The sequence below is a fragment of the Xanthobacter sp. AM11 genome, assembly GCF_047444035.1.
Taxonomy (GTDB): Bacteria; Pseudomonadota; Alphaproteobacteria; order Rhizobiales; family Xanthobacteraceae; genus Xanthobacter.
Genome location: NZ_JBLAOA010000001.1, coordinates 2,653,712 through 2,673,836 on the forward strand (window position 1 = coordinate 2,653,712; position 20,125 = coordinate 2,673,836).

Below are 20,125 nucleotides of genomic sequence, written 5' to 3' on the forward strand. Positions count from 1 at the left end.
GTCAGATCGGCGCGGTGAAGGTTCTCCGAGATTTCCCACATGCGGAGGGGCACGGCATCCGACACAGGCAAAGTCCGCAGCTGATGGCATCAACTCCTTTTAGGGGATGCAAAAAACACTTGCCCCATGCTGCCTGGCATAATTCCCATTTGATTTCCGTTTGATTCCCAGACGCGTGTGCTGGTCACGCGTAACGCCGAACCGCTTTCGCTACCGACGGCGCTTCGGCGACCGGGCAGGGCGCGCTCGGTGGAGCAGCTGCCGAGGTGCCTCTCCATCCTCACGCACCTCCAGTCTCATGCAATCGGGATCGAGACATTCCCAGAAATCGCCGTAGGGTTCGGGGCCGGCGGTTCTGGATACCGCCCGCATTCCTCCGCCACAAACTGGGCAATGTCGTGTAAACTGCATCGCCCATGCTTTCGACAAGCCCGGCGCAAGGTTTCGACTTGGATCCGGCGGCGCCAAGGCTGCTCTATCCTCAGCTGCATCCGCAGCCCGACGAGCGGAGTTCGCAGGGGGCCGAGCACACGAGCGGAGCCAAGCTGTGATGCCGCCCGAGACTGCGCCTACCAAAAGGGCCAGCCACGGCGCTGATGAGGGGCGGACGCCGCCGTGATGCGAGCACGCGCCTTGCGTCCCGATAGATGAGGAATACCATCCGTCGCGGCAACGGGCCGGCCCATCCACCCTCAAAATCATACCCCACGAGATAGCGAAGGCCAGGAAGCCAACGAGTCAAGGTGAAGCCGGCATCTTAGCTCCATCGACAGATCAGAAACCTCCAGGGCAAGCCGGGCGGCCAATGGGGTAGACCGCCCGGCTCCCGTCCGCCCCGGTCAGGGCTGGGACAAACAGGCAATTGTACCATGGATGCGAGAGCGGCGGCGCCCGGTTTCCCTGACGCGGGCCGCTGTGCCTCAGGCCGTCTCCACCTCGCGGATTGCGCCCGCCATGGCCTGCGTCGGGTGGCACCCGCGCCGCCGCATTGGCGACGCCAAATGCCGTGCAGCGCGCCGCAACTGTGAGCCGCGACGACTTGGCGCGGGCTATCATGATGGAGGGCAATCGGTATCGACGACTTCGGAAGGGACGCGTGCGACACGTTCGTTCTCGATGGTACTGTCATGTATCTTGGCTTTGGAAAGGCGAACCCGCCGACTTCCCAGTGTCGCACGCGGCGACCTTTTAATGGGTGGTGACGGTTCGAGATTCAAGGCCGTGGGCACACTGTAGCGCTTTCATTTTTGGCGCCATGCGAGAGCGGCAAGCGGCAAATAGGCAGATCCAATCTTTTCCCTTGAAAAATGCCTTGAAACCATCAATATGATGGTTCATGAAGCTGATCGCGAGGCCGCATGAGCGCCGACGTCGTACCATTGACGCTGACACCACACGCGGCACTGCGCATGATCAGGGAAATCGCGGAAAATACCGCGAATATAGTCGTTCTTGATCATGCAAAGAAGCAATGCAATCGGCGTGGAATTTCGCGTCGGCAAATAGAGATGTGCGTTCAAAGGGGAACTATTCAAGAGGGGCCGTTCTTGAATTCGCACGGGCAATGGCAGGTGACTCTTTTCCGGCATGCTGCCGGAGACGAATTGTGTTGCCCGGTGGCAATCGACTGGCCGAACAAGGTTCTCGTTATTACGGCGTTCTAGGAGGGAGAGATGGCTTATCACTATACCGAAAGCGGTCTCGATAACGTGTATCTGGAGAATGGCTACCAGATCCATGAGACCCCCTACGGCAAGGGTGTTTCTATTCAAGACACCGAGGAGCTTCACAAGGCGATTGCCGAATGGTTGGTCAGCCTTCCGAACAAGCTCACCGGCGCTGAGTTGCGGTTTCTTCGGATCGAAATGGACCTCTCTCAGCGGAACCTCGCAGCTATAATCGGCGGTGAGGAGCAAAATGTATTCCGTTGGGAGAAGGCTAGGAAAAAGCCTATTCCTGGGCCGGCCGATAGGCTTATTCGCAGTCTCTATATCGAGTACTCTGGAGGCGATGGATCAATCCGACGTATGTGCGAACGCCTGAGCGAACTAGATCAAATTGAAGCGCCCGTTTTGCATATCCGCGATACTGAAAGCGGGTGGAAAGTTGAGTGCGCTGCCTAGATCCATGAATGCGCATAGAGCCGACCAATTTCGCCGACTAGCCTAATTCTGTCGCATCTTGCCTCGGTCCACGAGCTGCAATTCGTAGTTCGTGGGCCGGGAGCGGCTCGACGGCGGGGGCAGGCTTCTCCTTGTTGCGGGCCATGGGGCTACACGCCGCGCCGCAACTTTTGGAGAGCCAGTTCGCAGGCTTTCACGGATTTCGCTACCGTCAACGGTAAAGCGCGCCCAGAGCGTGTCTCCGCGCCAGTATGTGAATTTCGGCGCACCGGGTTGGGCTGCACGGTACGTTCCTCGATCCATTTGCGCAGGGCCGTTTCGCTGAACGTCCACACCCCGCCAATCTTGGCTGCCCCCGGAAGTTCCCCGCGCAACGCCATGGATTGGACAGCGCGGGAGCTAATGCCAAGGATCGAAGCCGCCTTCTCAACTCGGATGCGTTCTGGCTGAAGCCGTTCGGAGCCCATCTGCGTGTCTCCCTGAAAGGAGAGGTCAATGTGGGCGGCGATCATGGCCGCCGAACGACGCTGGCCGGCTGGCTGTGTCCGGTCGTGCGCTGCCGGTGCTGATGGACGGCAACGCTTCGATGCGCCGAACCTGCTCACCCGCCCTTCCTCAACCTCACGCCCGGCCCCTCGCCGTTCTCGGCGACGAAGATGACGCCGGCGGCTTCGAGGGCGGCGCGGATGGCCTGCCCATCACGGTCCCGCTCCCGCAGCAGCAGCCTCGCGCCCGTGTGTGCCAGCTCGGAGTAGCAGATCACTGCCAGCCTCATCCCATGTTCGGGCAACACCGCGCGTCGCCGCTCGTCATAGAGCCGGCGCTGCTCGCCGCGCGGGATGCCAGCCGCGGTAATCCGGCGGTCGAAGAATGGCACGGGCTCGCCGTGCTGGCGCTCGTGATACTCCACCACAAGACCAAGCTCGGAATAGAAGGCATCCACCGGAAGCCGGACGCATCTCCCGTTCCGGCCGGGATCGCCCAGGAGAAACGGGAATCGCCATTGCCTTTGCGCCTTCATCTCAAGGATACGGTCGCACAAGTCGATCACATAGGCTTCGTCGCTGTGGGCTCGGGATGCCATGGCTATTTCCGCTTGCGGAGCTTTGCCACGGCGGCCTCCCAGCCCGCGCCGAGCGCCTTCCGATTGTGCCTTGACCAGATCGCATCGGCCGTTCGCCCGCTTAGCGAATCCCGGAGGCGCTCGAATTCAGCTCTGTCCTTCGCGGTCGCCTCGTGCGGATATAGCACGCGCTGAAGCGCTAGTTTTGCTTCTCGCGTCGCGCGCACCGACCGGCTCTCCGCGTACATACACGAAAGGACCACCATCGCCGGGGGGTAGCCCATGGCCTTTGAGAGCCAGAACTTGGCCTGCGGCCGGGAATTGCGGGAAAGATGCCAACCCGCCAGCCTGACACATGCGGCGTGGTCCCCGTGCCGGGCGGCGCGCTCGAACCAAATCATGGCGGCCCGGACATTGGGCTTCCCGCCGACCCCATGCTCGACGAAAGAAGCGTAGAGGCTCAGCCCAGGAAGGTGATCGGCATCGGCCGCTTCGCGCATCAGCCGGCGCGCGCTTTGGATATCGCCAGCACTGAGGTGGGCCATCGCCCTTGCGAACGCGCTTGGTCCGCCGGAATCGATACGCATCGTCCTTCCCTTGTCCGCCACCAGAAATGGCAGGGTTGGGGATCGCGGGCGAGACTTGATACCCGCTGCTGGCTTTCGTGCTCGGATGCGTCCACCCGGTTGCCGCCAGACCGACTTCCTGCGTTCCCTGTCCGTCCAAGGATGCCGCGATCCCCAATGAGGAAAGGACTATCGAAGCACCCTAACGTCAAGGTCGCTTCAACCTCACCCCCGGCTGCCCGTGGTTCAGGAACTCGACGCCGGCTTCTTCAAGGGCAATCTGCACCTTGCGAACCGTCATGGCGCCGCTCGTGATCGGTTCGGCGCCTCGCGCCTCCATGTTTCGGATTGTGTTGATGCTGACCCCCGACTTGTCGGCGAGCCATTTCTGTTCGACGCCTGCAAGGGCTCGTGCGGCGCGCAGCTGGTTTCCGGTGCTCAAGCTCATGTTGGGTGTGGTACCTAATTTTGTGGTTGACAGCAACATGAAATAAGCGCTTAGGTACTAACGCCAGATTAATGGCGCTGGTACCTAATCAAAGGCGCCCACCATGCCCAACCTCTCCCACATCATGCGCCGCGCCTGGTCGCTCCTGCGGCAGTCCATGGCGCCCTACAGCCGGCCCGCCTTCGCTGCCCACCTGCGGCAGGCGTGGCACGAGGCCCGCAACGCCCCGGTGACGCCGTGGGACGTGCTGCAGCGCTATATCGTCGTGTCGCGCGGCGCCCACCGGGCCGAAGCGATCGGCAAGCTGGAAGACGCCTTGGCCGTCGCCCGGTCCCGCTCGGCGCAATACAGCCGGGCTGGCGCGCCTGCCTCATGGTCAGGCAGCAAGCACCGCTCCGCCGACCTGATGCGCCTCGCCAACGTCGAAGCCATCCTTCGCACCGAGAAGGCCGCTGCCGGCATCGCCGCCACCTACACCGCCAAGCGTGATGGCGCCGGCTTTGTCCTGAAGCGCAACGGTGTCCAGTTTGGACGCCTGACCGGACCGGCCGGCGCGCTCACCTTCATCACCGACGATGACGCCCTCGCCGAGCGGGTGCGCACCGCCGTCGTGCCGTGGGGCGGTGTCCCAGCGGCGCTGGCCAAGGTCCGGGCCGCAGACGAAGCCCTGCGCCTCGCTCGCATCGCCTGACTTTCCCCCAAACTGAAGGAGAAGCACTCCATGGAACAGGCTAGTCGAGCCCACATCACAGACGACGCGCGCGGGGGATACTCCGACCAGCGAATTGGCGACATGTCGGTCAACGAGCTTGCCGCATTCTATGACGCGGTGGTGGCGGCGGCCGAGGCCTACGGTGCCCACATGCTGGATTTCCGGATTACTGACGGCGCCTCTCTCGATGCGATGCTCGATTTCAAGAGCCACATCGGCGGGCTCACCGACCGGATATCGGACGCGATGAGGTCCCGCACCCCTGTCGGCCTTTGGGAGCGTCGGAACCGCAGCGAAGTCCTGATCCGCCACGAGCTGCGTTGCGGCTCCTCCATGGCGGCTATCGCGGCCCTCGCTGCATCGCTCGCCATCGAGCGCACCAGCTAGACCCTTCCGGCGCACCGCGCGCGCCGGCCTCACTTCACCATCACACCCCTGGAGCCTACCCATGCCGAAGCCCACCGCGGCGGCAAACGCCGCCCCCATGTCCAAATCCTCGCACCGCATGATGCTGCTAGCCTACGCCGAGTGGCTCCATAACGAGCGCGCCATGCTGTGCCACCTCATGGGCTGGGATGACCGCCTCGTCGCCTTCACCGAGGCGCGCCGGTTCCACTATCCGAGAGGCGGTGGAAGCTGGCAGGACGTGCCGCCGCCCTCCACCCGCGCCATTGCGGTCATGGACGCGGCCGGCGTGGATCTCGCCGCGGTTCGAGCCTGGGCGCAACGCGCCGCTCGCACCGGCAATCCGCAGGACGGCTTCGTGGTGGAGGCGACCAATGCGTGAGCATCCCACCACCCGCCGCGCCCTTCTCAAGGCCACCGGTGCGCTTGGCACCATCGCCGCCCTCGCGGTGCCCGTTGCCGTCCTGCCGAAGGCAGAGGCGGCCGAGATGGCGGACGCCGAGTTGCTCGCTATGGGGCGGGAACTCGAAGCCCGGTGGGCGCGCGAGCGCGAGCTTGTCACTGCGGCGGCCAAGTTGGACGAGGTTGCCCATCGCGACCGGCCGGCGCCATCGGCGGCGCTGCTCGCCTATAACAACGAGGGCGCCCCCCTCTTCCAGTTCAGAGCCGGCGCATACCGGCTGAACACTCACGTGATGGTGCGCTTCCACGACTATGAACGGGCCTGGCGCATCACCGGCTTTCGCGAAAGCCCATGCCCTGAGGCAGACTTGCTTGCCGATCTGGCGACCTGGAAAGGCGAGGGCAAGCTCGCGCGAGAGGCTTGCGGTGCTACCGCCGCCGGGCGTGAGGTGGAGCGCGCTGCTGCCGCGTGCGGTGAGCTGGCGGGGCGCATTGTCGATATGCAGGCCAAAACACCGGCCGGCCTCGCCGTGAAGCTCCGGGCGCTCACAATCTGCCGTGCGGATGATCCGGAGGACGATTGGATAGGCGAAGTCATCACCAGCCCCGGCTACTCGACAGACGAGCGCATGGCGTTCAGCGTCCTTCGCGACGCGCTCACCATTCTCGGTGTGGGAGGTGCCCATGTCTGAGCACCGCACCAGCCGCCGCGGCCTCCTGGCGGGAGCCGCTGCTGTCGCGCTCTTCCGCCCCGCCACCGCCCACGCCGCCGACCCGCTCGTGGCTCTCATCGCCGCCTATCGCACTGAATGCGAACAGCTCAACGCGACCGTGGGCGACATCCCGGACGACACCCCCATGCCGGTATGGCAGGCCCTCAACGAAGGCCGCATCCCAGCCGCTACAAGCAAGGAAGGTGCGATTGCCGCCCTGCAGCTCGCCGTGGAGATGTCCGAGGACTTCGCCGGCGCCGATACCGTGCCGAACCTCATGCAGGCTGCCCTGAGCTTTCTGGCAGGAGCCACAGCATGACCCGCCGCACGTCCGCCGGCCGGCCCGGCCGCGCCCTCGCCACGAAGCCGCAGCTCCCGGCTGTCCAATTTGAGCACCAGCCCGAGCTGCGCGCCCTGATGATGCTCCCGACCCTCCCGCCGGGGCACATGACGTTCCCGGTGGAGGATGACGTTTTCCACCCGCACCTGCGCCGGGGCGAGTTCGCCGTGGTGGACCTGGCCGACTACCAGCCAGCGCAGGGCGAGCTGTTCCTGATCGCCTATTCCGACCCACGGGTCGAATGCGGCCGTACCTTCGCCCTGTGCCAGATGGTGGGGCGGATGCGCTATCGACGGCCGGGCGGCGGGTGGGTGGAGCAGTCGGAGGCGGGCGCCGAGCCCGCGACGTGCTGGATGGCCCGGCACTGGATCCCGCCGGTCGATCCGCGGGACCGCGAGGCGGCCCTGCGTTCAGGTCGCGTCGGCACCAGCGAAGGCCCGTTCACCACCGAGCACGCGGCCGAGAAGCTGGTGGGGCGGGTCGTGGGTGTGTGGGTGCCATCGGCGTGGTAGGAAAGGCGCATCCAATCCGATGCCGGCATTGGGTGATTATTCAATCCACATTATATCGAATCGAACATGAGCCGAGGGCTCTCTATCTTTATCAACTCTAAGAACCCTTAAATTTAAGTATGTCCGGAATGTTTGATTTACATAAACAACATATTCGTCAGTGAATTGCGGGTTGTCGTTCGCGGGAGATCTGGTTTGGACGAATACTGCTGCAGGTAAATCTCCCAATATTCCATGCCCATCGATATGAACCTGAAACTGAAAGTATTTTGCAGGCCGAATGTCGACAGAAAAAATATGAACTCCCGGAGATACAAACTTATATCTCTGTGGAACAACTATGCCTTTATCTTCAAGCGCGATCCCGTCTACTAGATTATCTTCACCCATGGCCTTCCCCCCGTCCGCCCAGGCAATCCGTTATGCCTAAAAGGTTGCAGAAATCGTGAGTTCGGGCAAGAGATCACATTCCGCGGCGAACACCGGGTCGGCGTCGGCGTTTTGCAAGGAGGATGTCGCGCCCCTCCATGCGCCACTCTCACGGCGAGTCACCAGGTTTTGGTTACGGCCGCTGTCCCGCCTCCTCCCGCGTGGTCCCGGCAAATCCCGTTTGTGTCCACCGTGGACCACCACGAGCTAACGCACGTGCTGGGGCAGATGCTGGGGCGGGAATTCCCCGCGCCGCAAATTGTCTTTAAATTTCAGATGTTTAGGGCATTTCATTGGTGGAGCCGAGGGGAATCGAACCCCTGACCTCTGCAGTGCGATTGCAGCGCTCTCCCATCTGAGCTACGGCCCCGAACCAAGGGAGGCGCCATTTATGATTTGGTGCCCCCCCCTGTCAAGCAGGGATGATGCCGAATTTCGGCCTCATCCCGCCCTTTCCGCCAATGGCTCCGCTTCAGCCTGCCGGGGCCACCTTTTTTCCCCGCAGCACCACGTAGATGGCCGGGATCACCAGCACCGTGAGGGCGGTGGAGGAGGCGAGGCCGAACAGCAGCGAGATGGCGAGGCCCTGGAAGATGGGGTCGGTGAGAATCACCGCGGCGCCGATCATGGCCGCAAGTGCGGTCAGGAGGATCGGCTTGAAGCGGATGGCGCCGGCCTCCAGCAGCACCTCCTGCAGGGTGCGGCCCGGGGTGCGGGCGTGGCGGATGAAGTCCACCAGCAGGATGGAATTGCGCACGATGATGCCGGCCAGCGCGATGAAGCCGATCATCGAGGTGGCCGAGAAGGGGGCGCCGAACAGCCAGTGCCCCGCCATGATGCCGATGAAGGTGAGCGGAATGGGCGTCAGGATCACCAGCGGCAGCTTGAACGAGCCGAACTGCGCCACCACCAGGATGTAGATGCCCAGGATCGCCACCCCGAACGCCGCGCCCATGTCGCGGAAGGTCACCCAGGTCACCTCCCATTCCCCGTCCCACAGCAGGGTGGGGCGGGTCTCGTCCGTGGGCTGGCCGTGCAGGGCGACGACCGGCTTGGGCAGGTCGCCGAAATCCTGCGCCTCCAGGGCCCGGCTCACCGCCAGCATGCCGTAGACCGGCGCCTCATAAGCCCCGGCGAGGTCGGCGGTGATCATCTCGGCCGGCCGGCCGTTGTGGCGGAAGATGGGGAAGGAGGCCGGCTCGCGGATCACCCGCACCACGTCGCCCAGCTCCACCACGCCCCGCCCGCCGGGCAGCGCATTGGCCGGCACCGGGGTGGAGAGGGTGCGCGCGTCCACCACCTTCTCGCCCTTGGGCAGGGCGAGGCGGATGGGGATGGGCGGGCGCCCGCCGCCGCGATGGGAATAGCCAAGGGTGGCCCCGGCATAGACGGCGCGGATGGCGTCGTACACGTCGGACTGCTCCACCTTGTAGAATTCCAGATTGTCCTGGTCGATGGCGAGGCGCACCCGCTCGCCGGGCGTGCCGAAGCTGTCGTCCACATCCACGATGAAGGGCACGCTCTCGAACGCCTGGCGCACCTTGCGGGCCACCGCGCGCCGCGTTTCGGCGTCGGGTCCGTAGATCTCGGCCAGCAGGGTCGCCAGCACCGGCGGTCCCGGCGGCGGCTCCACCACCTTCAGGGCGCTGCCCGGGGGCAGGGGAATGGCCTTCAGCCGCTCGCGCACGTCCAGGGCCACCGCATGGCTCGGGCGGCTGCGTTCGCCCTTCTCCACGAGGTTGATCTGGATATCGCCTTGCCGCGGCGCGGCGCGCAGGCCGTAATGGCGCACCAGGCCGTTGAAATTGAACGGCGCGGCCGTCCCCGCATGGGTCTGGAACGACACCGCCTCCGGCAGGTCCGCCAGCGCGTCCACCATGTCCTGCAAGGTGCGGTTGGTGGCCTCCACCGAGGTGTCGGCCGGCAGGTCGAGAATCACCGCCAGCTCGGTCTTGTTGTCGAACGGCAGCAGCTTCACCGTGACGCCATGGGTGTAGAACAGGCTCAGCGACGCCAGCGTCGCCACCCCCACGGCGGCCAGAAAGGCCCCCGAGCGGGCGCGCGAGGCGAGGATGGGCCGCGCCACCCGCACATAGAGCCGCCCCAGCCGCCCGCCGTCGGCGGCTTCCGCATGGGTGGCGTGCGCGCCGTCGCGGCCGGCGATCTTCAGCATCAGCCACGGGGTGAGCATGACCGCGACGAAGAAGGAAAACACCATGGCCGCCGAGGCGTTGGCCGGAATGGGGCTCATGTAGGGGCCCATCATGCCGGACACGAACAGCATGGGCAGCAGGGCCGCCACCACGGTCAAGGTGGCGACGATGGTGGGGTTGCCCACCTCCGCCACCGCGTCGATGGCCGCCTGCGCCCGGGGCCGCCCGTCCTTCATGGCCCAGTGGCGGGCGATGTTCTCGATGACGACGATGGCGTCGTCCACCAGGATGCCGATGGAGAAGATGAGCGCGAACAGGCTCACCCGGTTGAGGGTGTAGCCCATGAGCCGGGCGGCGAAGAGGGTCAGCAGGATGGTGGTGGGGATGACCACCGCCACCACCAGCGCCTCGCGCCAGCCGATGGAGAAGCCCACCAGCACCACGATGGAGACCGTGGCGAGGCCGAGATGCAGCAGCAGCTCGTTGGCCTTCTCGTTGGCGCTCTCGCCGTAATTGCGGGTGACCGCCACCTCCACGTCCGCCGGGATGGTGCCGCCATGGGCGGCCTCAAGCTGGGCCAGCACCTCCTCGGCGATCACCACCGCATTGGTGCCCGGCCGCTTGGCCACCGCCAGCGACACGGCGGGGCGGCGGGACAGGCCATCGGCCGTGCGCTCCACATGGTACATGCGGGTTTCGGCCGGCTCGGTCACCAGCGAGACGGTGGCCACGTCGCGCACATAGACCGGGCGTCCGTCCCGGGCGGTGACGAGGATATTGCCGATCTCCGCCGGGGTCTGCAGGGTCTGGCCGGCCACCAGCGTGCGCTGGGCGCCCGCCTCGCGCACCGAGCCGGTCTCGAAGGTGCGGTTGGCGCCTTCCAGCTTGCCGGCGAGCTGGGCCAGCGTGATACCGTAGAGCGAGAGGCGTTCCGGGTCCGGAGCGACGCGGATCTGCTCCGGCTGGTCGCCGACGATATAGGTGAGGCCGATGTCCGGCAGCTTGGCGATGTCCGCCTGAAGCTCCCGGGCGACGCGGGTCAGGCCATTGGCGGTCCAGCGCTCCGCCGCCTCGGGCTTGGGCGTGAGGGTGAGAACGAGGATGGCCACGTCGTCGATGGAGCGCCCGACGATGAGCGGCTCGGTGATTCCCACCGGAATGCGGTCGAGATTGGCCCGCACCTTCTCGTGCACGCGCAGGATGGCGGCGTCCGGGCTGGTGCCGGTGAGGAAGCGGGCGGTGACGATGACGCCGTCGTCCTGGGTGGTGGAATAGACGTGCTCCACCCCGTCGATGGCCTTGACGATGGTTTCCAGCGGCTCGGTGACGAGCTTCACCGCATCTTCCGCCTTCAGGCCCTGGGCGGAGACGCGGATGTCCACCATGGGTACGGAGATCTGCGGCTCTTCCTCGCGCGGCAGGGTGATGAGGGCGATGACGCCGAAGGCGAAGGCGGCGATCAGCAGCAGAGGGGTGAGGGGCGAGGCGATGAAGGCGCGCGTCAGCACGCCGGCGATGCCGAGGGGGCGGTTCTCCGTGGTCATGTCAGTGCCCCGGGTCCAGCAGGTGGTCGCCGTCCTTCAGGCCGGTGAGCACTTCCACCCGCTCGCCGCCCTCGCCATGGAAGCGGGCGCCGAGGATGACGGGCACCTCCAGCACGCCGCGCGGGGCGGCGATGCGCACATAATCTATGCCGTGGCGCGTGAGCACCAGGGCCGGGGGCACGGCGAGGACCGGCCGGCGGCCGATCTCGATCCACACCAGCGTGCGTTCGTTGACGAAATAGTCGCCGAGCCCGCCCACCTCCACGTCGGCCACCACGCGGCCGGCAGTGATCTCCGGGTACACCTTCACGATGCGTCCCGGCCGGGCGGCGGCCGGGGTGCCGGCCACATCCTCGGTGATGCCGCGGTTGCCGATGCGCACCGTGCCGCCTTCGCGGATGTTGGCGGCATGACGCTCCGGCAGGCTGAGGCGCAGGTAATAGGGGCCCGAGGCGATGCGGGCGATCTCGTCGCCGGCGAGCACGACGCTGCCGGGGGTGACGGGAACGGTCAGCACCCTCCCGTCGGCCGGCGCCACCACCGCGCCTTCCCGGGCGCGCTGCAGCACCACGGCGCGGTCGGCCTGCGCCGCCGTCACCTGGTTGGTGGCCACGTCGAACTGGGTCTTTGCCGTATCCACCCGGCTCTGGCTGGCGACGCCGCGGGCCAGCAATTGCTGGGCGCGGTCCAGCTCGGTGCGGGCGTTGTCGAGCTGGGAGGTGAGTTCCTTGATCTTGGCGTCGGCGGCGTTGAGGCTGAGGGCGAGCTTGTCGTCCACCACGAGGGCGATCTCGTCGCCCTCCTTCACCTGCGAGCCTTCCGAGACGCGCACCTGGCGCACGGTGCCGCCGATCCGGGCGCGGGCGGGCACCACGGTGCGGCTTTCCACCTCGCCGAACACGGCCTTCAGCTCCGGCACCTCCTGGCGGCGGACCACGAAGTCTTCCGCATGGGCGGCAGAGGCGCAGCAGGCGGCAACCAGTGCCGCAATGACGGTGAGGGGACGCAAGGGCATGGATCTCTCTTCACGCCCGGCGCGGGCGGGCAGGACGGTCCGTGCACGGCTGCCGGGCCGGGCACGCGGGGGCGGGTCAGGAGAATGCGACGCCGGGCTTCAGGCCCAGCATCTTGAACACGATGGCCGCCGGGCAGAAGCCGGTGACGGAAGCCTGCATGAGGTTCACCCCCACGAAGGCGGTGAGCCAGAGCCAGTAGGGCGAGGCATAGATGCCCAGCGCCAGGGACAGGAGAACCATGAACCCGGCAAACAGCATGACGGCGCGATCGACCGACATTATCCTGATCCTTGAAATCACGCCGGCCCCGTGCCGGCTTCACCCCATTGCACATAACATTCAAATATCATAAATTCAATACTATGAATGTAGATGACATGATGCCGGCCTCCGAGCGGGCCGCAGACCTGATGCGCAGCCTCTCCCATCCGCAGCGGCTGCTGGTGCTGTGCGCGCTGGGCGGGGAGGAGAAGTCCGTGGCGCAGCTTCGGGACGAACTGGGCATCGAGCAGGTGCCCATGTCGCAGCAATTGATGCGGCTTCGCGCCGACGGGCTGGTGGAGGCGCGGCGGGAGGGAACGAGCGTGTTCTACCGCATCGCCAGCGCCGAGGTCCTGCTGGTCATCGAGGCGCTGCACACGGCCTTCTGCGGCCAGGCAAAGGCGGGCTGCTGAGGCGCCCGCACCCTGCACCCGCCGCCCGGCCGGCCCGCCGGGGGCGGGGCGTCACCCCTGCGCGCCGAGGGTTTCCAGGAAGCGGATCGGGGCGCCGGTGGACGGGCCGGTCAGCTCGCCCTCCCACATCACCCGCGTGCCGCGCACGAAGGTGCCCACGGGCCAGCCGGTCACCTGCTTGCCGTCATAGGGGGTCCATTGGGCGCGGGAGGCGATCCAGCCGTTGGTGATGGTGGCCCGCCGCTTGAGATCCACCACCGTGAAGTCGGCGTCGTAGCCCACCACGATGCGTCCCTTGCGGGCGATGCCGAACAGCCGGGCCGGGCCGGCACTGGCAAGGTCGATGAAGCGTTCCAGCGTCAGCCGGCCGGCGGCCACATGGTCCAGCATCAGCGGCACCAGGGTCTGCACCCCGGTCATGCCGGAAGGGCTTTCGGGATAGGGCTTGGCCTTCTCCTCCAGCGTGTGGGGGGCGTGGTCGGAGCCGAGAACGTCCACCACGCCCGCCGCCAGGGCCGCCCACAAGGCGTCGCGGTGGCGGCCGTCGCGCACCGGCGGGTTCATCTGCGCCAGCGTGCCGAGGCGCTCGTAGCAGTCCGGCGCCGCCATGGTCAGATGGTGCGGCGTCACCTCCACCGAGGCCACGTCGCGGGCGTCGGCGAGGAATTCCATCTCTTCGGCCGAGGTCACATGCAGCACGTGCACCCGCGCCCCGGTCTCCCGCGCCAGGTTCACCAGGCGGCGGGTCGCGGTGAGGGCGGCGATCTCGTCGCGCCAGACGGGATGGGAGGCGGCATCCCCCGGCACGCGCAGCCCCTTGCGCTCCAGGAGCCGCGGCTCATCCTCGCAGTGGAAGGCGGCGCGGCGGCGGATCGCCTTCAGGATTTCGCGCACGCCGGCATCGTCGGCCACCAGCAGGGAGCCGGTGGAGGAGCCGATGAACACCTTGACACCGGCGGCGCCGGGCAGGCGCTCCAGCTCCGGCAGGTCCTTCACGTTGTCGTGCGTGCCGCCCACGTAGAAGGCGAAATCGCAATGCATCCGCGCCGTGCCGCGGGTGATCTTGTCCTCCAGCGCGGCGGCGGAGGTGGTCTGCGGAATGGTGTTGGGCATCTCGAAGACGCCGGTCACCCCGCCCATGACGGCGGCGCGGGACCCGGTTTCGAGATCCTCCTTCTGCTCCAGCCCCGGCTCGCGGAAATGCACCTGGGTGTCGATGACGCCGGGCAGCACATGCAGGCCGGTGGCGTCCACCACCTCGCCGGCGCTCGCGGCCCCAAGCTGGCCGATGGCGCGGATGCGCCCGCCCGTCACCCCGATGTCGGCGACGGCAATGCCGGCGGGGGTCGCGACCGCGCCGCCCTTCAGCAGCAGATCGAAAGTGACAGGCATGGGGAAGCTCGCTCTTGAGGGGACAGGCTTGCGGCCTTAAATCTGTTTTTTATTTTTCTGACAAGGACGGCCCCCATGCCCGTCATTCATTTGACCGATCGTACGCTCATTCGTGCTTCCGGCCCCGAAGCCTCCAAGTTCCTCCACGGTGTGATCACCTGCAACGTGCAGACCATGGCGCCGGGGGATTCCCGCTACGGCGCGCTGCTGACGCCCCAGGGAAAGATCATCTCCGACTTCCTGTTCTACTGCGAGGATGCGGACACCTTCCTGTTCGACGTGCCGGCGGAGCGGGCGGAGGACCTGCTGAAGCGCCTGGTGTTCCACCGCCTGCGGGCCAAGGTGAATTTCGAGAGGCTGGAAGGCTTTGCCGTCGCCGCGGTGTTCGGCGCGGCGGGGCCGGTGCCGGCCGGGCCGCTTTATGCGGACCCGCGCCTGCCGGCTCTGGGCGGCCGGCTGGTGCTGCCGCTCGACGCCGCCGCGGCCCTTTCGTCCGATCCCGCCGCCTATGAGGCGCATCGCATCGCGCTGGGGATTCCCAAGGGCGGGCCGGACTTCGCCTATGGCGACACCTTCCCCCATGAGGCGGACATGGACCAGCTGGGAGGGGTGGATTTCAAGAAGGGCTGCTATGTGGGCCAGGAGGTGGTGAGCCGGATGGAGCACCGCTCCACGCCGCGTAACCGATTGGTGGAAGCGCTGTTTTCCGCACCGCTGACGGTCGGGCAGGAGATTTTCGCCGGCGACAGGAGCGTGGGCCAGCTCACCTCCGTCACCGATGGCCGGGGCATCGCCACCGTCCGCCTCGACCGGGCCACCGATGCCCGGACGGAGGGGGTTGCGCTGCGGGCCGGCGAGGTGGAGGTGGAGTTGCGGCGGCCGGACTGGGCCACTTTCTCCATGGACTGGGAGAAGAAGGTCAGCGAGCTCGACCGCAAGTTCAAGCCAAGCTGAAAGGGCGTTCCGGCATGTCTGATGTCGTCGTGAAGGCGGAGCGGGCCGCAACACTACACCACCCGGATGGACGAACCCGCTGCTTCTGGTGTGGTACGGACCCGCTCTACATGGCCTATCACGACGACGAATGGGGCGTGCCGGAACATGACAGCCGGGCGCTGTTTGAAAAGCTGCTGCTGGACGGGTTCCAGGCCGGCCTGTCCTGGATCACCATCCTGCGCAAACGGGAGAATTTCCGCCGCGCCTTCGACGGTTTCGAGCCCGGCCTGATGGCCCGCTACGACGCCGCGCGGGTCGAGGCGCTGATGCAGGATGCCGGAATCGTGCGCAACCGGGCCAAGGTGGAGGGGGCCGTGGCCTCCGCCCGCGCCTATCTTGAACTTCAAGAACGGGGCATCACCTTCGCCGACATCATGTGGGACGCGGTGGACGGGCAGACCCTCGCGAACCGGCCCCAGCGCATTGCCGACATCCCGGCCGAGACGGCGCGCTCGCGGGCCCTGTCCAAGAGGCTCAAGGGGTTCGGCTTCAAATTTGTCGGGCCCACCATCGTCTATGCCGCCATGCAGGCCTGCGGGCTGGTGGACGACCACCTCGCCGGCTGCCATCGCGCCAGGGGGTGACCCACCGCAGCGGGAGCCGCGGGGGTGGGTGATGGTTTTAAATTACCGGGCGACGGCTCGTGCCCGCTTGTCCGCCTGAGCTGCGTCCGCCTGCGCCTCCACCGCCGCGTCGGCGCGGGTGGGCGGGGCCGGGGGCGCCTCGGCCTCCAGAAGGGTGCGGATGCGGGTGGCAAGGCTGCCGGGCCCGCCGTCCGCCACGAAAGCGGGAACCGGGGAGGCGTCGCCTTCCATGCGGGTGGCGAGGGCCACCAGCCGGGCCGCCACCTCGGCGAGGCTCTCGCGCAGGGCGGTGACGGTTTCGGGGGTGAGGAGCTCGCCGGCCGGCGTTTCGGTGTCGCGCCGCGGCCGGCGCACCGCCTCTTCCATCAGGGCGTGGTCCGCCTTCAGCATGTGCAGGGTGTCGGCCAGGCGCCGGTTCTCCGCCTCCGCGGTGGCGAATTCGGTGGCGCGGCGCTGCTCGAAGGCATGCACCACGGCGCGGTTCGAGTCGAGGTCGGCGCGGGCGGTGGCAAGGTCGGCCGCCAGCTGGTCGCGCGCGGCTTCCAGCGCGGCGATGGCCTCGGCCCGCGCGTCGCTCTCGCCGGCCTTGTGGGCAAGGGCCGCCTGGGCTTCCGAAAGGTCGGTGGCGAGGCGGGTGGCGGCGGTGGCGGCGGTGGCCCGCGCCTCGGCGGCGGCGGCGCGCTCGGCCTCCAGCATGGCGCTGGTTTCATCCAGCTGCCGGGCGGTGCCGGCGAGGCTGGCAGTCAAGGCGGCGCGCTCGGCCTCCAGGGCGGCGATGCGCGCGCGGTCGCCGGCCAGGGTGGCCTCCAGGGTCTTCAGCGTCGCCGCAAGCTCCTGCGCCTGCGCCTGCAGGCGGCGGTGGGCCTCCTCCAGGGCGGCGAGGGCCGCGCCGCGCTCGGCGAAGGCGGCCTCCAGCTGCTCCATGGCGGCGGTGCGATCGGCCAATTGGTCTTGGATCTCCCCCAGCACCACGTCGCGTTCGGCGCCGGTGGCCTGCGCCAGGTCATGGCGCGTGCGCAGCTCGGCCAGGTCGCCTTCCAGCTCGAAGATACGCTGGCGCTGGGTTTCGATGGTGGCGGCATGGGCCACCACGGCATCGCGCATGGCGTCGGTCTGCAGCTCCAGGCGCCGCTGGTTCAGGGCGAAGAAGGCGCGTTGCTGGTCCTTGTCCGCCTGCACCTCGAAGATGGAGATGGGAACGGCCGCCTCCACGCGCCGCGTGGTGAGGCGCACGGCGCGGTGCCAGACCGCGGGCAGCACCAGGAGGGCCACGAGCGTCGCCAGCAGCACGCCCAGACTGAAATACATGATCTGCTCGATCACGCGCCAAATCGCCCTTTGCCGGTTCGCCCTTCGCCCGTGGCCGGTGGGGCCGCCGGAGCGATGCGCAAGGGCCGCCGCCGGCCGCTTCCGCCATTCCGGGGCGGGCGCCCGGCCAAAACGGCTGGTGCGCCTCGGAATGTTCTTTCATTCATGCCACGGCGCAGCCGCCGGCACCAGCGCCCCCGGCGCGGCGCGTCGGCCGGCTTGCAGGGGGCGCCGGGTCCGCTGCGCCTTCAGGCCGGCCTTGCGGCGTCAGAAGGGGTTCCAGGTGGGGGCGGGCGTGAACTTGAGATAGCCCAGATTGGCCCCGAGCCGCACCCCCACGCCGGAGCGGATGGGCACCACCACGATGCCGTCCGCCCCCAGGGCGGTCATGCCGAAGCCCGCCACCAGATAGGCCGAGCCGGAAATGCCGCCGAAGCGGCGGAAGATGTCTTCCACGCTGCGCATGTTGTAGACGAGAATCATGGTGCGCGCGCCGTCGCCGCCGAAGTCCCAGCCCACCGAGGGGCCCTGCCAATACACCTTCAGGTCGCCGGCATTGCGGGTGTAGAGCACGCCCTCGCCATATCGCAGGCCGCCGATGAAGGCCCCCGCCCCCTCCTGGCCGAGGATGTAGCCGTTGGGCTGGCCCCACTGGCTCACCGCCTTTTCGATGGAAAGGGCAAGCCCGCGCGAGACGCTGCCGAAGAAGGAGTGTCCCTTGCTCACCAGTTCGTTGGTGGAATAATTCTGCGGTGCCGGCTGGCCCGCCCCCTGGCCCGCTCCCTGGGCTCCCGCCGGGGCCGCGGCGAACATGGCCGCAAGGGCGAGGGCGAAGGCCGCTACCGGCCCGGCCATGCGGCGGCGCAGGCCGGTGGCGGGCAGGGCGCTGGCGGAAGGGAAGCCGGCAGACAGGAAGCGCGCGGTCTTTTGGAAGGTCGCAGTGAAGCGCATGGGGAATCTCGCTGGGGGCTTCGACACGGCGGGCGCCTCGAATCGCCTCGATTATGGCGATCAGTGTGACGCGGCGAAGGCGCGCCGCAGCTTGTGCCGCAGCGTTGCGCGGCAATCACCATCGCCAATGCGGATTATCTCGCGGTTAATGCCGGCGGCCGGTGGCTTGCGCGTCGGGCCTTGCGGCGGGCGGGTGCCGCGGGTTCAGGGCTGGCGGACGTGGCGTTTCCCCCTTCCACCGGTTCAGGGCGACGCGGGCCGGCCGCCGCTCCGGCCTTCCCCCCGCAGGCGGGAGGGGGGCTTCGGCGCGACCCTGTTTTCAACCGGACCCACGGCTCCGTCGCCCTCCGGCTTGACCGGAGGGTCCATGCCGCCGCCCCGCGCCGGACCCGGACGCGCGACAGGCCCTCCGGTCAAGCCGGAGGGCGACGGCGGGCGCAAGGTCGCGCTGTGGCGCGGGGTCCAGGCCGGCGGGCGACGGAGGGCGCACGTCCACCGGTTCAGGGCGGCGCGGGCCGGCCGCCGCTTCGGCCTTCCCCCCGCAGGCGGGAGAGGGGGCTTCGGCGCGACCCTGTTTTCAACCGGACCCACGGCTCCGTCGCCCTCCGGCTTGACCGGAGGGTCCATGCCGCCGCCCCGCGCCGGACCCGGACGTGCGACAGGCCCTCCGGTCAAGCCGGAGGGCGACGGCGGGAGCAAGGTCGCGCTGTGGTGCGGGTCCAGGCCGGCGGGGCCGGTTCTGCCGGGAATGGCGCGCCAGGCGCGGGCGGGAGGCGCCGCGTTGCGCTGCAGCTATTGAATGGAGCCGGCTGCGGGCGTGGGCGGCGGCCCGCCGGCGCCCCAGGCGATGAAGCCGTGCACCTTGTAGCCGGATTCCGCATGCCCATAGGTCAGGGGGCTGCCGTCGGGACGGGTGACGCTGCCGCCGGCCGCCGCCACCAAGGCGTGGCCGGCGGCGCTGTCCCATTCCATCACGGTGCCGAGGCGGGGGTAGAGATCCACCTTGCCTTCGGCGAGCAGCCCGAATTTCAGGGCCGAGCCCGCCGGGATGCGCTCGGCCACCGCATGGCGGGCGATCAGCGCGTCGGTGGCGGCATCGCCATGGGAGCGGCTGGCGGCCACCACCAGGGGGCCGCGGGGCACCGGGCGGCAGGCGATGGGGGTCCAGTCCTGCGCATCGGCGCGGGCGCCGGGGGCGCGGATGGCGCGGAAGGCGGCGCCGGGCCGGCCGGCGAACAGGAGGGCGCGGGCCGGGGCATAGACGATGCCGAGCACCGGCGCGCCGTCCTCCACCAAAGCGATGTTCACCGTGTATTCGCCATTGCCGGAAATGAACTCCCGCGTACCGTCCAGCGGGTCCACCAGCAGGAAGCGGCTGCCGCAGGTCACCTGCGCGCCGCCGGCCATGGCCTCTTCCGCCACCACCGGCACGCCCGGCAGAAGCCGGGCGAGGGCATCGCAGATGACGGCTTCGGCGGCGTGGTCCGCCTCGGTCACCGGGCTGGCGTCGGCCTTGTGGCTGTGGCTGATGCCCTGCGCCTCGATGCGGCGGATGGCGACGCCGGCCGCCAGCGCGGCATCGGCCAGCCCGGCGAGCAAGGCGGCATCGGTGGGCGCAGGCCCGCGGGGGGAGGTGGGATGCATGGCCGCTGTCGCAAGGTTAGGGGTCCCCGTCTGTAGAGCAGGTGGCGGCCGGAAAGCAATGCGGCCGCGCCGCAGGGCGGGGGAGCCTGAAGATCCGCCGCGCCGGCGGGCGCCCTGTGCCTTCCGCAGGCGGCCCCGGCCGGGAGCCTT

Annotated in this window: 22 protein-coding genes, 1 tRNA gene and 1 pseudogene; 11 read left to right on the forward strand and 13 right to left on the reverse strand. The window is 67.9% G+C overall.

What is annotated here, in order from left to right; genetic code table 11:
* Positions 1-210: 210 nt before the first annotated feature.
* On the reverse strand, positions 211-702 hold the full coding sequence (locus tag ACI7BZ_RS22100; RefSeq protein ID WP_510803410.1) for a DUF3761 domain-containing protein: 492 nt from the start codon (positions 700-702) through the stop codon (positions 211-213).
* Between the two features lie 656 nt (positions 703-1,358).
* Here ACI7BZ_RS22100 and ACI7BZ_RS12245 point away from each other — a divergent pair.
* Both ACI7BZ_RS12245 and ACI7BZ_RS12250 read left to right on the forward strand, forming a co-directional pair.
* Positions 1,359-1,664 carry a DUF4258 domain-containing protein gene (locus tag ACI7BZ_RS12245; protein ID WP_414117427.1) on the forward strand — a complete coding sequence of 102 codons (306 nt, stop codon included), beginning with the start codon at positions 1,359-1,361 and terminating at the stop codon, positions 1,662-1,664.
* A 9-nt stretch (positions 1,665-1,673) separates the two neighbouring features.
* The gene (locus ACI7BZ_RS12250; RefSeq protein ID WP_414117428.1) at positions 1,674-2,123 is read left to right on the forward strand and encodes a helix-turn-helix domain-containing protein; all 450 of its coding nucleotides are present in this window, start codon (positions 1,674-1,676) and stop codon (positions 2,121-2,123) included.
* Between the two features lie 149 nt (positions 2,124-2,272).
* Here the strand turns inward: ACI7BZ_RS12250 and ACI7BZ_RS12255 are convergent, their stop codons facing one another.
* The 4 genes and pseudogenes from ACI7BZ_RS12255 to ACI7BZ_RS12270 form a co-directional block, all read right to left on the reverse strand.
* Positions 2,273-2,728, reverse strand: coding sequence for a helix-turn-helix domain-containing protein (locus tag ACI7BZ_RS12255; protein WP_414117429.1), 456 nt, complete (start codon positions 2,726-2,728; stop codon positions 2,273-2,275).
* Positions 2,725-2,814: pseudogene (locus tag ACI7BZ_RS12260) on the reverse strand (transcriptional regulator); the annotation flags it as partial. The pseudogene ACI7BZ_RS12260 and the gene ACI7BZ_RS12255, both read right to left, overlap by 4 nt.
* 395 nt (positions 2,815-3,209) lie before the next feature.
* Positions 3,210-3,773 carry a tetratricopeptide repeat protein gene (locus ACI7BZ_RS12265; protein ID WP_414117430.1) on the reverse strand — a complete coding sequence of 188 codons (564 nt, stop codon included), beginning with the start codon at positions 3,771-3,773 and terminating at the stop codon, positions 3,210-3,212.
* Positions 3,774-3,960: 187 nt separating this feature from the next.
* On the reverse strand, positions 3,961-4,200 hold the full coding sequence (locus tag ACI7BZ_RS12270; RefSeq protein WP_414117431.1) for a helix-turn-helix transcriptional regulator: 240 nt from the start codon (positions 4,198-4,200) through the stop codon (positions 3,961-3,963).
* A gap of 103 nt (positions 4,201-4,303) precedes the next feature.
* On the opposite strand from ACI7BZ_RS12270, the gene ACI7BZ_RS12275 reads away from it, so the two are divergent.
* The 6 genes from ACI7BZ_RS12275 to ACI7BZ_RS12300 all read left to right on the forward strand — a co-directional run bounded on the left by ACI7BZ_RS12275 (position 4,304) and on the right by ACI7BZ_RS12300 (position 7,284).
* Positions 4,304-4,891, forward strand: coding sequence for a hypothetical protein (locus ACI7BZ_RS12275; RefSeq protein WP_414117432.1), 588 nt, complete (start codon positions 4,304-4,306; stop codon positions 4,889-4,891).
* Between the two features lie 102 nt (positions 4,892-4,993).
* Positions 4,994-5,299 (forward strand): hypothetical protein, encoded by a 306-nt coding sequence (locus ACI7BZ_RS12280; protein WP_414117433.1) that lies wholly within the window; start codon positions 4,994-4,996, stop codon positions 5,297-5,299.
* 61 nt (positions 5,300-5,360) lie between these two features.
* Positions 5,361-5,699, forward strand: coding sequence for a hypothetical protein (locus ACI7BZ_RS12285; protein ID WP_414117434.1), 339 nt, complete (start codon positions 5,361-5,363; stop codon positions 5,697-5,699).
* Positions 5,692-6,411 carry a hypothetical protein gene (locus ACI7BZ_RS12290; RefSeq protein ID WP_414117435.1) on the forward strand — a complete coding sequence of 240 codons (720 nt, stop codon included), beginning with the start codon at positions 5,692-5,694 and terminating at the stop codon, positions 6,409-6,411. Before ACI7BZ_RS12285 ends, ACI7BZ_RS12290 begins: the two co-directional genes overlap by 8 nt.
* The gene (locus ACI7BZ_RS12295; RefSeq protein WP_414117437.1) at positions 6,404-6,751 is read left to right on the forward strand and encodes a hypothetical protein; all 348 of its coding nucleotides are present in this window, start codon (positions 6,404-6,406) and stop codon (positions 6,749-6,751) included. Before ACI7BZ_RS12290 ends, ACI7BZ_RS12295 begins: the two co-directional genes overlap by 8 nt.
* Positions 6,748-7,284, forward strand: a complete 537-nt coding sequence (locus ACI7BZ_RS12300) for a hypothetical protein (protein ID WP_414117438.1) — start codon at positions 6,748-6,750, stop codon at positions 7,282-7,284. The genes ACI7BZ_RS12295 and ACI7BZ_RS12300 overlap by 4 nt, the downstream gene beginning before the upstream one ends.
* A 723-nt stretch (positions 7,285-8,007) precedes the next feature.
* Here the strand turns inward: ACI7BZ_RS12300 and ACI7BZ_RS12305 are convergent.
* The 4 genes from ACI7BZ_RS12305 to ACI7BZ_RS12320 form a co-directional block, all read right to left on the reverse strand.
* A tRNA-Ala gene (locus ACI7BZ_RS12305) sits at positions 8,008-8,083 on the reverse strand.
* 102 nt (positions 8,084-8,185) lie between these two features.
* Complete coding sequence (locus tag ACI7BZ_RS12310; RefSeq protein WP_414117439.1) at positions 8,186-11,410, reverse strand: efflux RND transporter permease subunit; 3,225 nt, start codon at positions 11,408-11,410, stop codon at positions 8,186-8,188.
* Between the two features lies 1 nt (position 11,411).
* Positions 11,412-12,425, reverse strand: a complete 1,014-nt coding sequence (locus ACI7BZ_RS12315) for an efflux RND transporter periplasmic adaptor subunit (RefSeq protein ID WP_414117440.1) — start codon at positions 12,423-12,425, stop codon at positions 11,412-11,414.
* A 76-nt stretch (positions 12,426-12,501) separates the two neighbouring features.
* Positions 12,502-12,705 carry a YgaP family membrane protein gene (locus ACI7BZ_RS12320; RefSeq protein WP_414117441.1) on the reverse strand — a complete coding sequence of 68 codons (204 nt, stop codon included), beginning with the start codon at positions 12,703-12,705 and terminating at the stop codon, positions 12,502-12,504.
* A 98-nt stretch (positions 12,706-12,803) separates the two neighbouring features.
* Between ACI7BZ_RS12320 and ACI7BZ_RS12325 the strand changes: the two genes are divergently transcribed.
* The gene (locus ACI7BZ_RS12325; protein WP_414117442.1) at positions 12,804-13,100 is read left to right on the forward strand and encodes an ArsR/SmtB family transcription factor; all 297 of its coding nucleotides are present in this window, start codon (positions 12,804-12,806) and stop codon (positions 13,098-13,100) included.
* 51 nt (positions 13,101-13,151) lie between these two features.
* Here ACI7BZ_RS12325 and ACI7BZ_RS12330 read toward each other — a convergent pair whose 3' ends face one another.
* Entirely contained in the window at positions 13,152-14,492 is a 1,341-nt protein-coding gene (locus ACI7BZ_RS12330; RefSeq protein WP_414117443.1) for a dihydroorotase, read from the reverse strand.
* 75 nt (positions 14,493-14,567) lie between these two features.
* Here ACI7BZ_RS12330 and ygfZ point away from each other — a divergent pair, with 75 nt between their 5' ends.
* Together ygfZ and ACI7BZ_RS12340 are read left to right on the forward strand one after the other, a co-directional pair.
* On the forward strand, positions 14,568-15,446 hold the full coding sequence (gene ygfZ / locus ACI7BZ_RS12335) for a CAF17-like 4Fe-4S cluster assembly/insertion protein YgfZ (protein ID WP_414117444.1): 879 nt from the start codon (positions 14,568-14,570) through the stop codon (positions 15,444-15,446).
* 14 nt (positions 15,447-15,460) lie between these two features.
* A complete protein-coding gene (locus tag ACI7BZ_RS12340; RefSeq protein WP_414117445.1) occupies positions 15,461-16,072 on the forward strand; it encodes a DNA-3-methyladenine glycosylase I in 612 nt (203 codons plus the stop codon).
* Positions 16,073-16,114: 42 nt separating this feature from the next.
* Here ACI7BZ_RS12340 and ACI7BZ_RS12345 read toward each other — a convergent pair whose 3' ends face one another.
* The 3 genes from ACI7BZ_RS12345 to cysQ all read right to left on the reverse strand — a co-directional run bounded on the left by ACI7BZ_RS12345 (position 16,115) and on the right by cysQ (position 19,975).
* Positions 16,115-17,395 carry a coiled-coil domain-containing protein gene (locus tag ACI7BZ_RS12345; RefSeq protein WP_414117446.1) on the reverse strand — a complete coding sequence of 427 codons (1,281 nt, stop codon included), beginning with the start codon at positions 17,393-17,395 and terminating at the stop codon, positions 16,115-16,117.
* A 252-nt stretch (positions 17,396-17,647) separates the two neighbouring features.
* Complete coding sequence (locus ACI7BZ_RS12350) at positions 17,648-18,235, reverse strand: DUF1134 domain-containing protein (RefSeq protein WP_414119156.1); 588 nt, start codon at positions 18,233-18,235, stop codon at positions 17,648-17,650.
* Between the two features lie 888 nt (positions 18,236-19,123).
* Positions 19,124-19,975, reverse strand: a complete 852-nt coding sequence (gene cysQ / locus ACI7BZ_RS12355; protein ID WP_414117447.1) for a 3'(2'),5'-bisphosphate nucleotidase CysQ — start codon at positions 19,973-19,975, stop codon at positions 19,124-19,126.
* Between the last annotated feature and the right edge of the window lie 150 nt (positions 19,976-20,125).

What these genes read in the sequence shown, in the direction of transcription:
- ACI7BZ_RS22100 (WP_510803410.1), bottom strand. Translation starts at nt 702, where the DNA reads ATGATTTTGAGGGTGGATGGGCCGGCCCGTTGCCGCGACGGATGGTAT.
- ACI7BZ_RS12245 (WP_414117427.1), top strand. Translation starts at nt 1,359, where the DNA reads ATGAGCGCCGACGTCGTACCATTGACGCTGACACCACACGCGGCACTG.
- ACI7BZ_RS12250 (WP_414117428.1), top strand. Translation starts at nt 1,674, where the DNA reads ATGGCTTATCACTATACCGAAAGCGGTCTCGATAACGTGTATCTGGAG.
- ACI7BZ_RS12265 (WP_414117430.1), bottom strand. Translation starts at nt 3,773, where the DNA reads ATGCGTATCGATTCCGGCGGACCAAGCGCGTTCGCAAGGGCGATGGCC.
- ACI7BZ_RS12270 (WP_414117431.1), bottom strand. Translation starts at nt 4,200, where the DNA reads ATGAGCTTGAGCACCGGAAACCAGCTGCGCGCCGCACGAGCCCTTGCA.
- ACI7BZ_RS12275 (WP_414117432.1), top strand. Translation starts at nt 4,304, where the DNA reads ATGCCCAACCTCTCCCACATCATGCGCCGCGCCTGGTCGCTCCTGCGG.
- ACI7BZ_RS12280 (WP_414117433.1), top strand. Translation starts at nt 4,994, where the DNA reads ATGTCGGTCAACGAGCTTGCCGCATTCTATGACGCGGTGGTGGCGGCG.
- ACI7BZ_RS12285 (WP_414117434.1), top strand. Translation starts at nt 5,361, where the DNA reads ATGCCGAAGCCCACCGCGGCGGCAAACGCCGCCCCCATGTCCAAATCC.
- ACI7BZ_RS12290 (WP_414117435.1), top strand. Translation starts at nt 5,692, where the DNA reads ATGCGTGAGCATCCCACCACCCGCCGCGCCCTTCTCAAGGCCACCGGT.
- ACI7BZ_RS12295 (WP_414117437.1), top strand. Translation starts at nt 6,404, where the DNA reads ATGTCTGAGCACCGCACCAGCCGCCGCGGCCTCCTGGCGGGAGCCGCT.
- ACI7BZ_RS12300 (WP_414117438.1), top strand. Translation starts at nt 6,748, where the DNA reads ATGACCCGCCGCACGTCCGCCGGCCGGCCCGGCCGCGCCCTCGCCACG.
- ACI7BZ_RS12310 (WP_414117439.1), bottom strand. Translation starts at nt 11,410, where the DNA reads ATGACCACGGAGAACCGCCCCCTCGGCATCGCCGGCGTGCTGACGCGC.
- ACI7BZ_RS12315 (WP_414117440.1), bottom strand. Translation starts at nt 12,425, where the DNA reads ATGCCCTTGCGTCCCCTCACCGTCATTGCGGCACTGGTTGCCGCCTGC.
- ACI7BZ_RS12320 (WP_414117441.1), bottom strand. Translation starts at nt 12,705, where the DNA reads ATGTCGGTCGATCGCGCCGTCATGCTGTTTGCCGGGTTCATGGTTCTC.
- ACI7BZ_RS12325 (WP_414117442.1), top strand. Translation starts at nt 12,804, where the DNA reads ATGATGCCGGCCTCCGAGCGGGCCGCAGACCTGATGCGCAGCCTCTCC.
- ACI7BZ_RS12330 (WP_414117443.1), bottom strand. Translation starts at nt 14,492, where the DNA reads ATGCCTGTCACTTTCGATCTGCTGCTGAAGGGCGGCGCGGTCGCGACC.
- ygfZ (WP_414117444.1), top strand. Translation starts at nt 14,568, where the DNA reads ATGCCCGTCATTCATTTGACCGATCGTACGCTCATTCGTGCTTCCGGC.
- ACI7BZ_RS12340 (WP_414117445.1), top strand. Translation starts at nt 15,461, where the DNA reads ATGTCTGATGTCGTCGTGAAGGCGGAGCGGGCCGCAACACTACACCAC.
- ACI7BZ_RS12350 (WP_414119156.1), bottom strand. Translation starts at nt 18,235, where the DNA reads ATGGCCGGGCCGGTAGCGGCCTTCGCCCTCGCCCTTGCGGCCATGTTC.
- cysQ (WP_414117447.1), bottom strand. Translation starts at nt 19,975, where the DNA reads ATGCATCCCACCTCCCCCCGCGGGCCTGCGCCCACCGATGCCGCCTTG.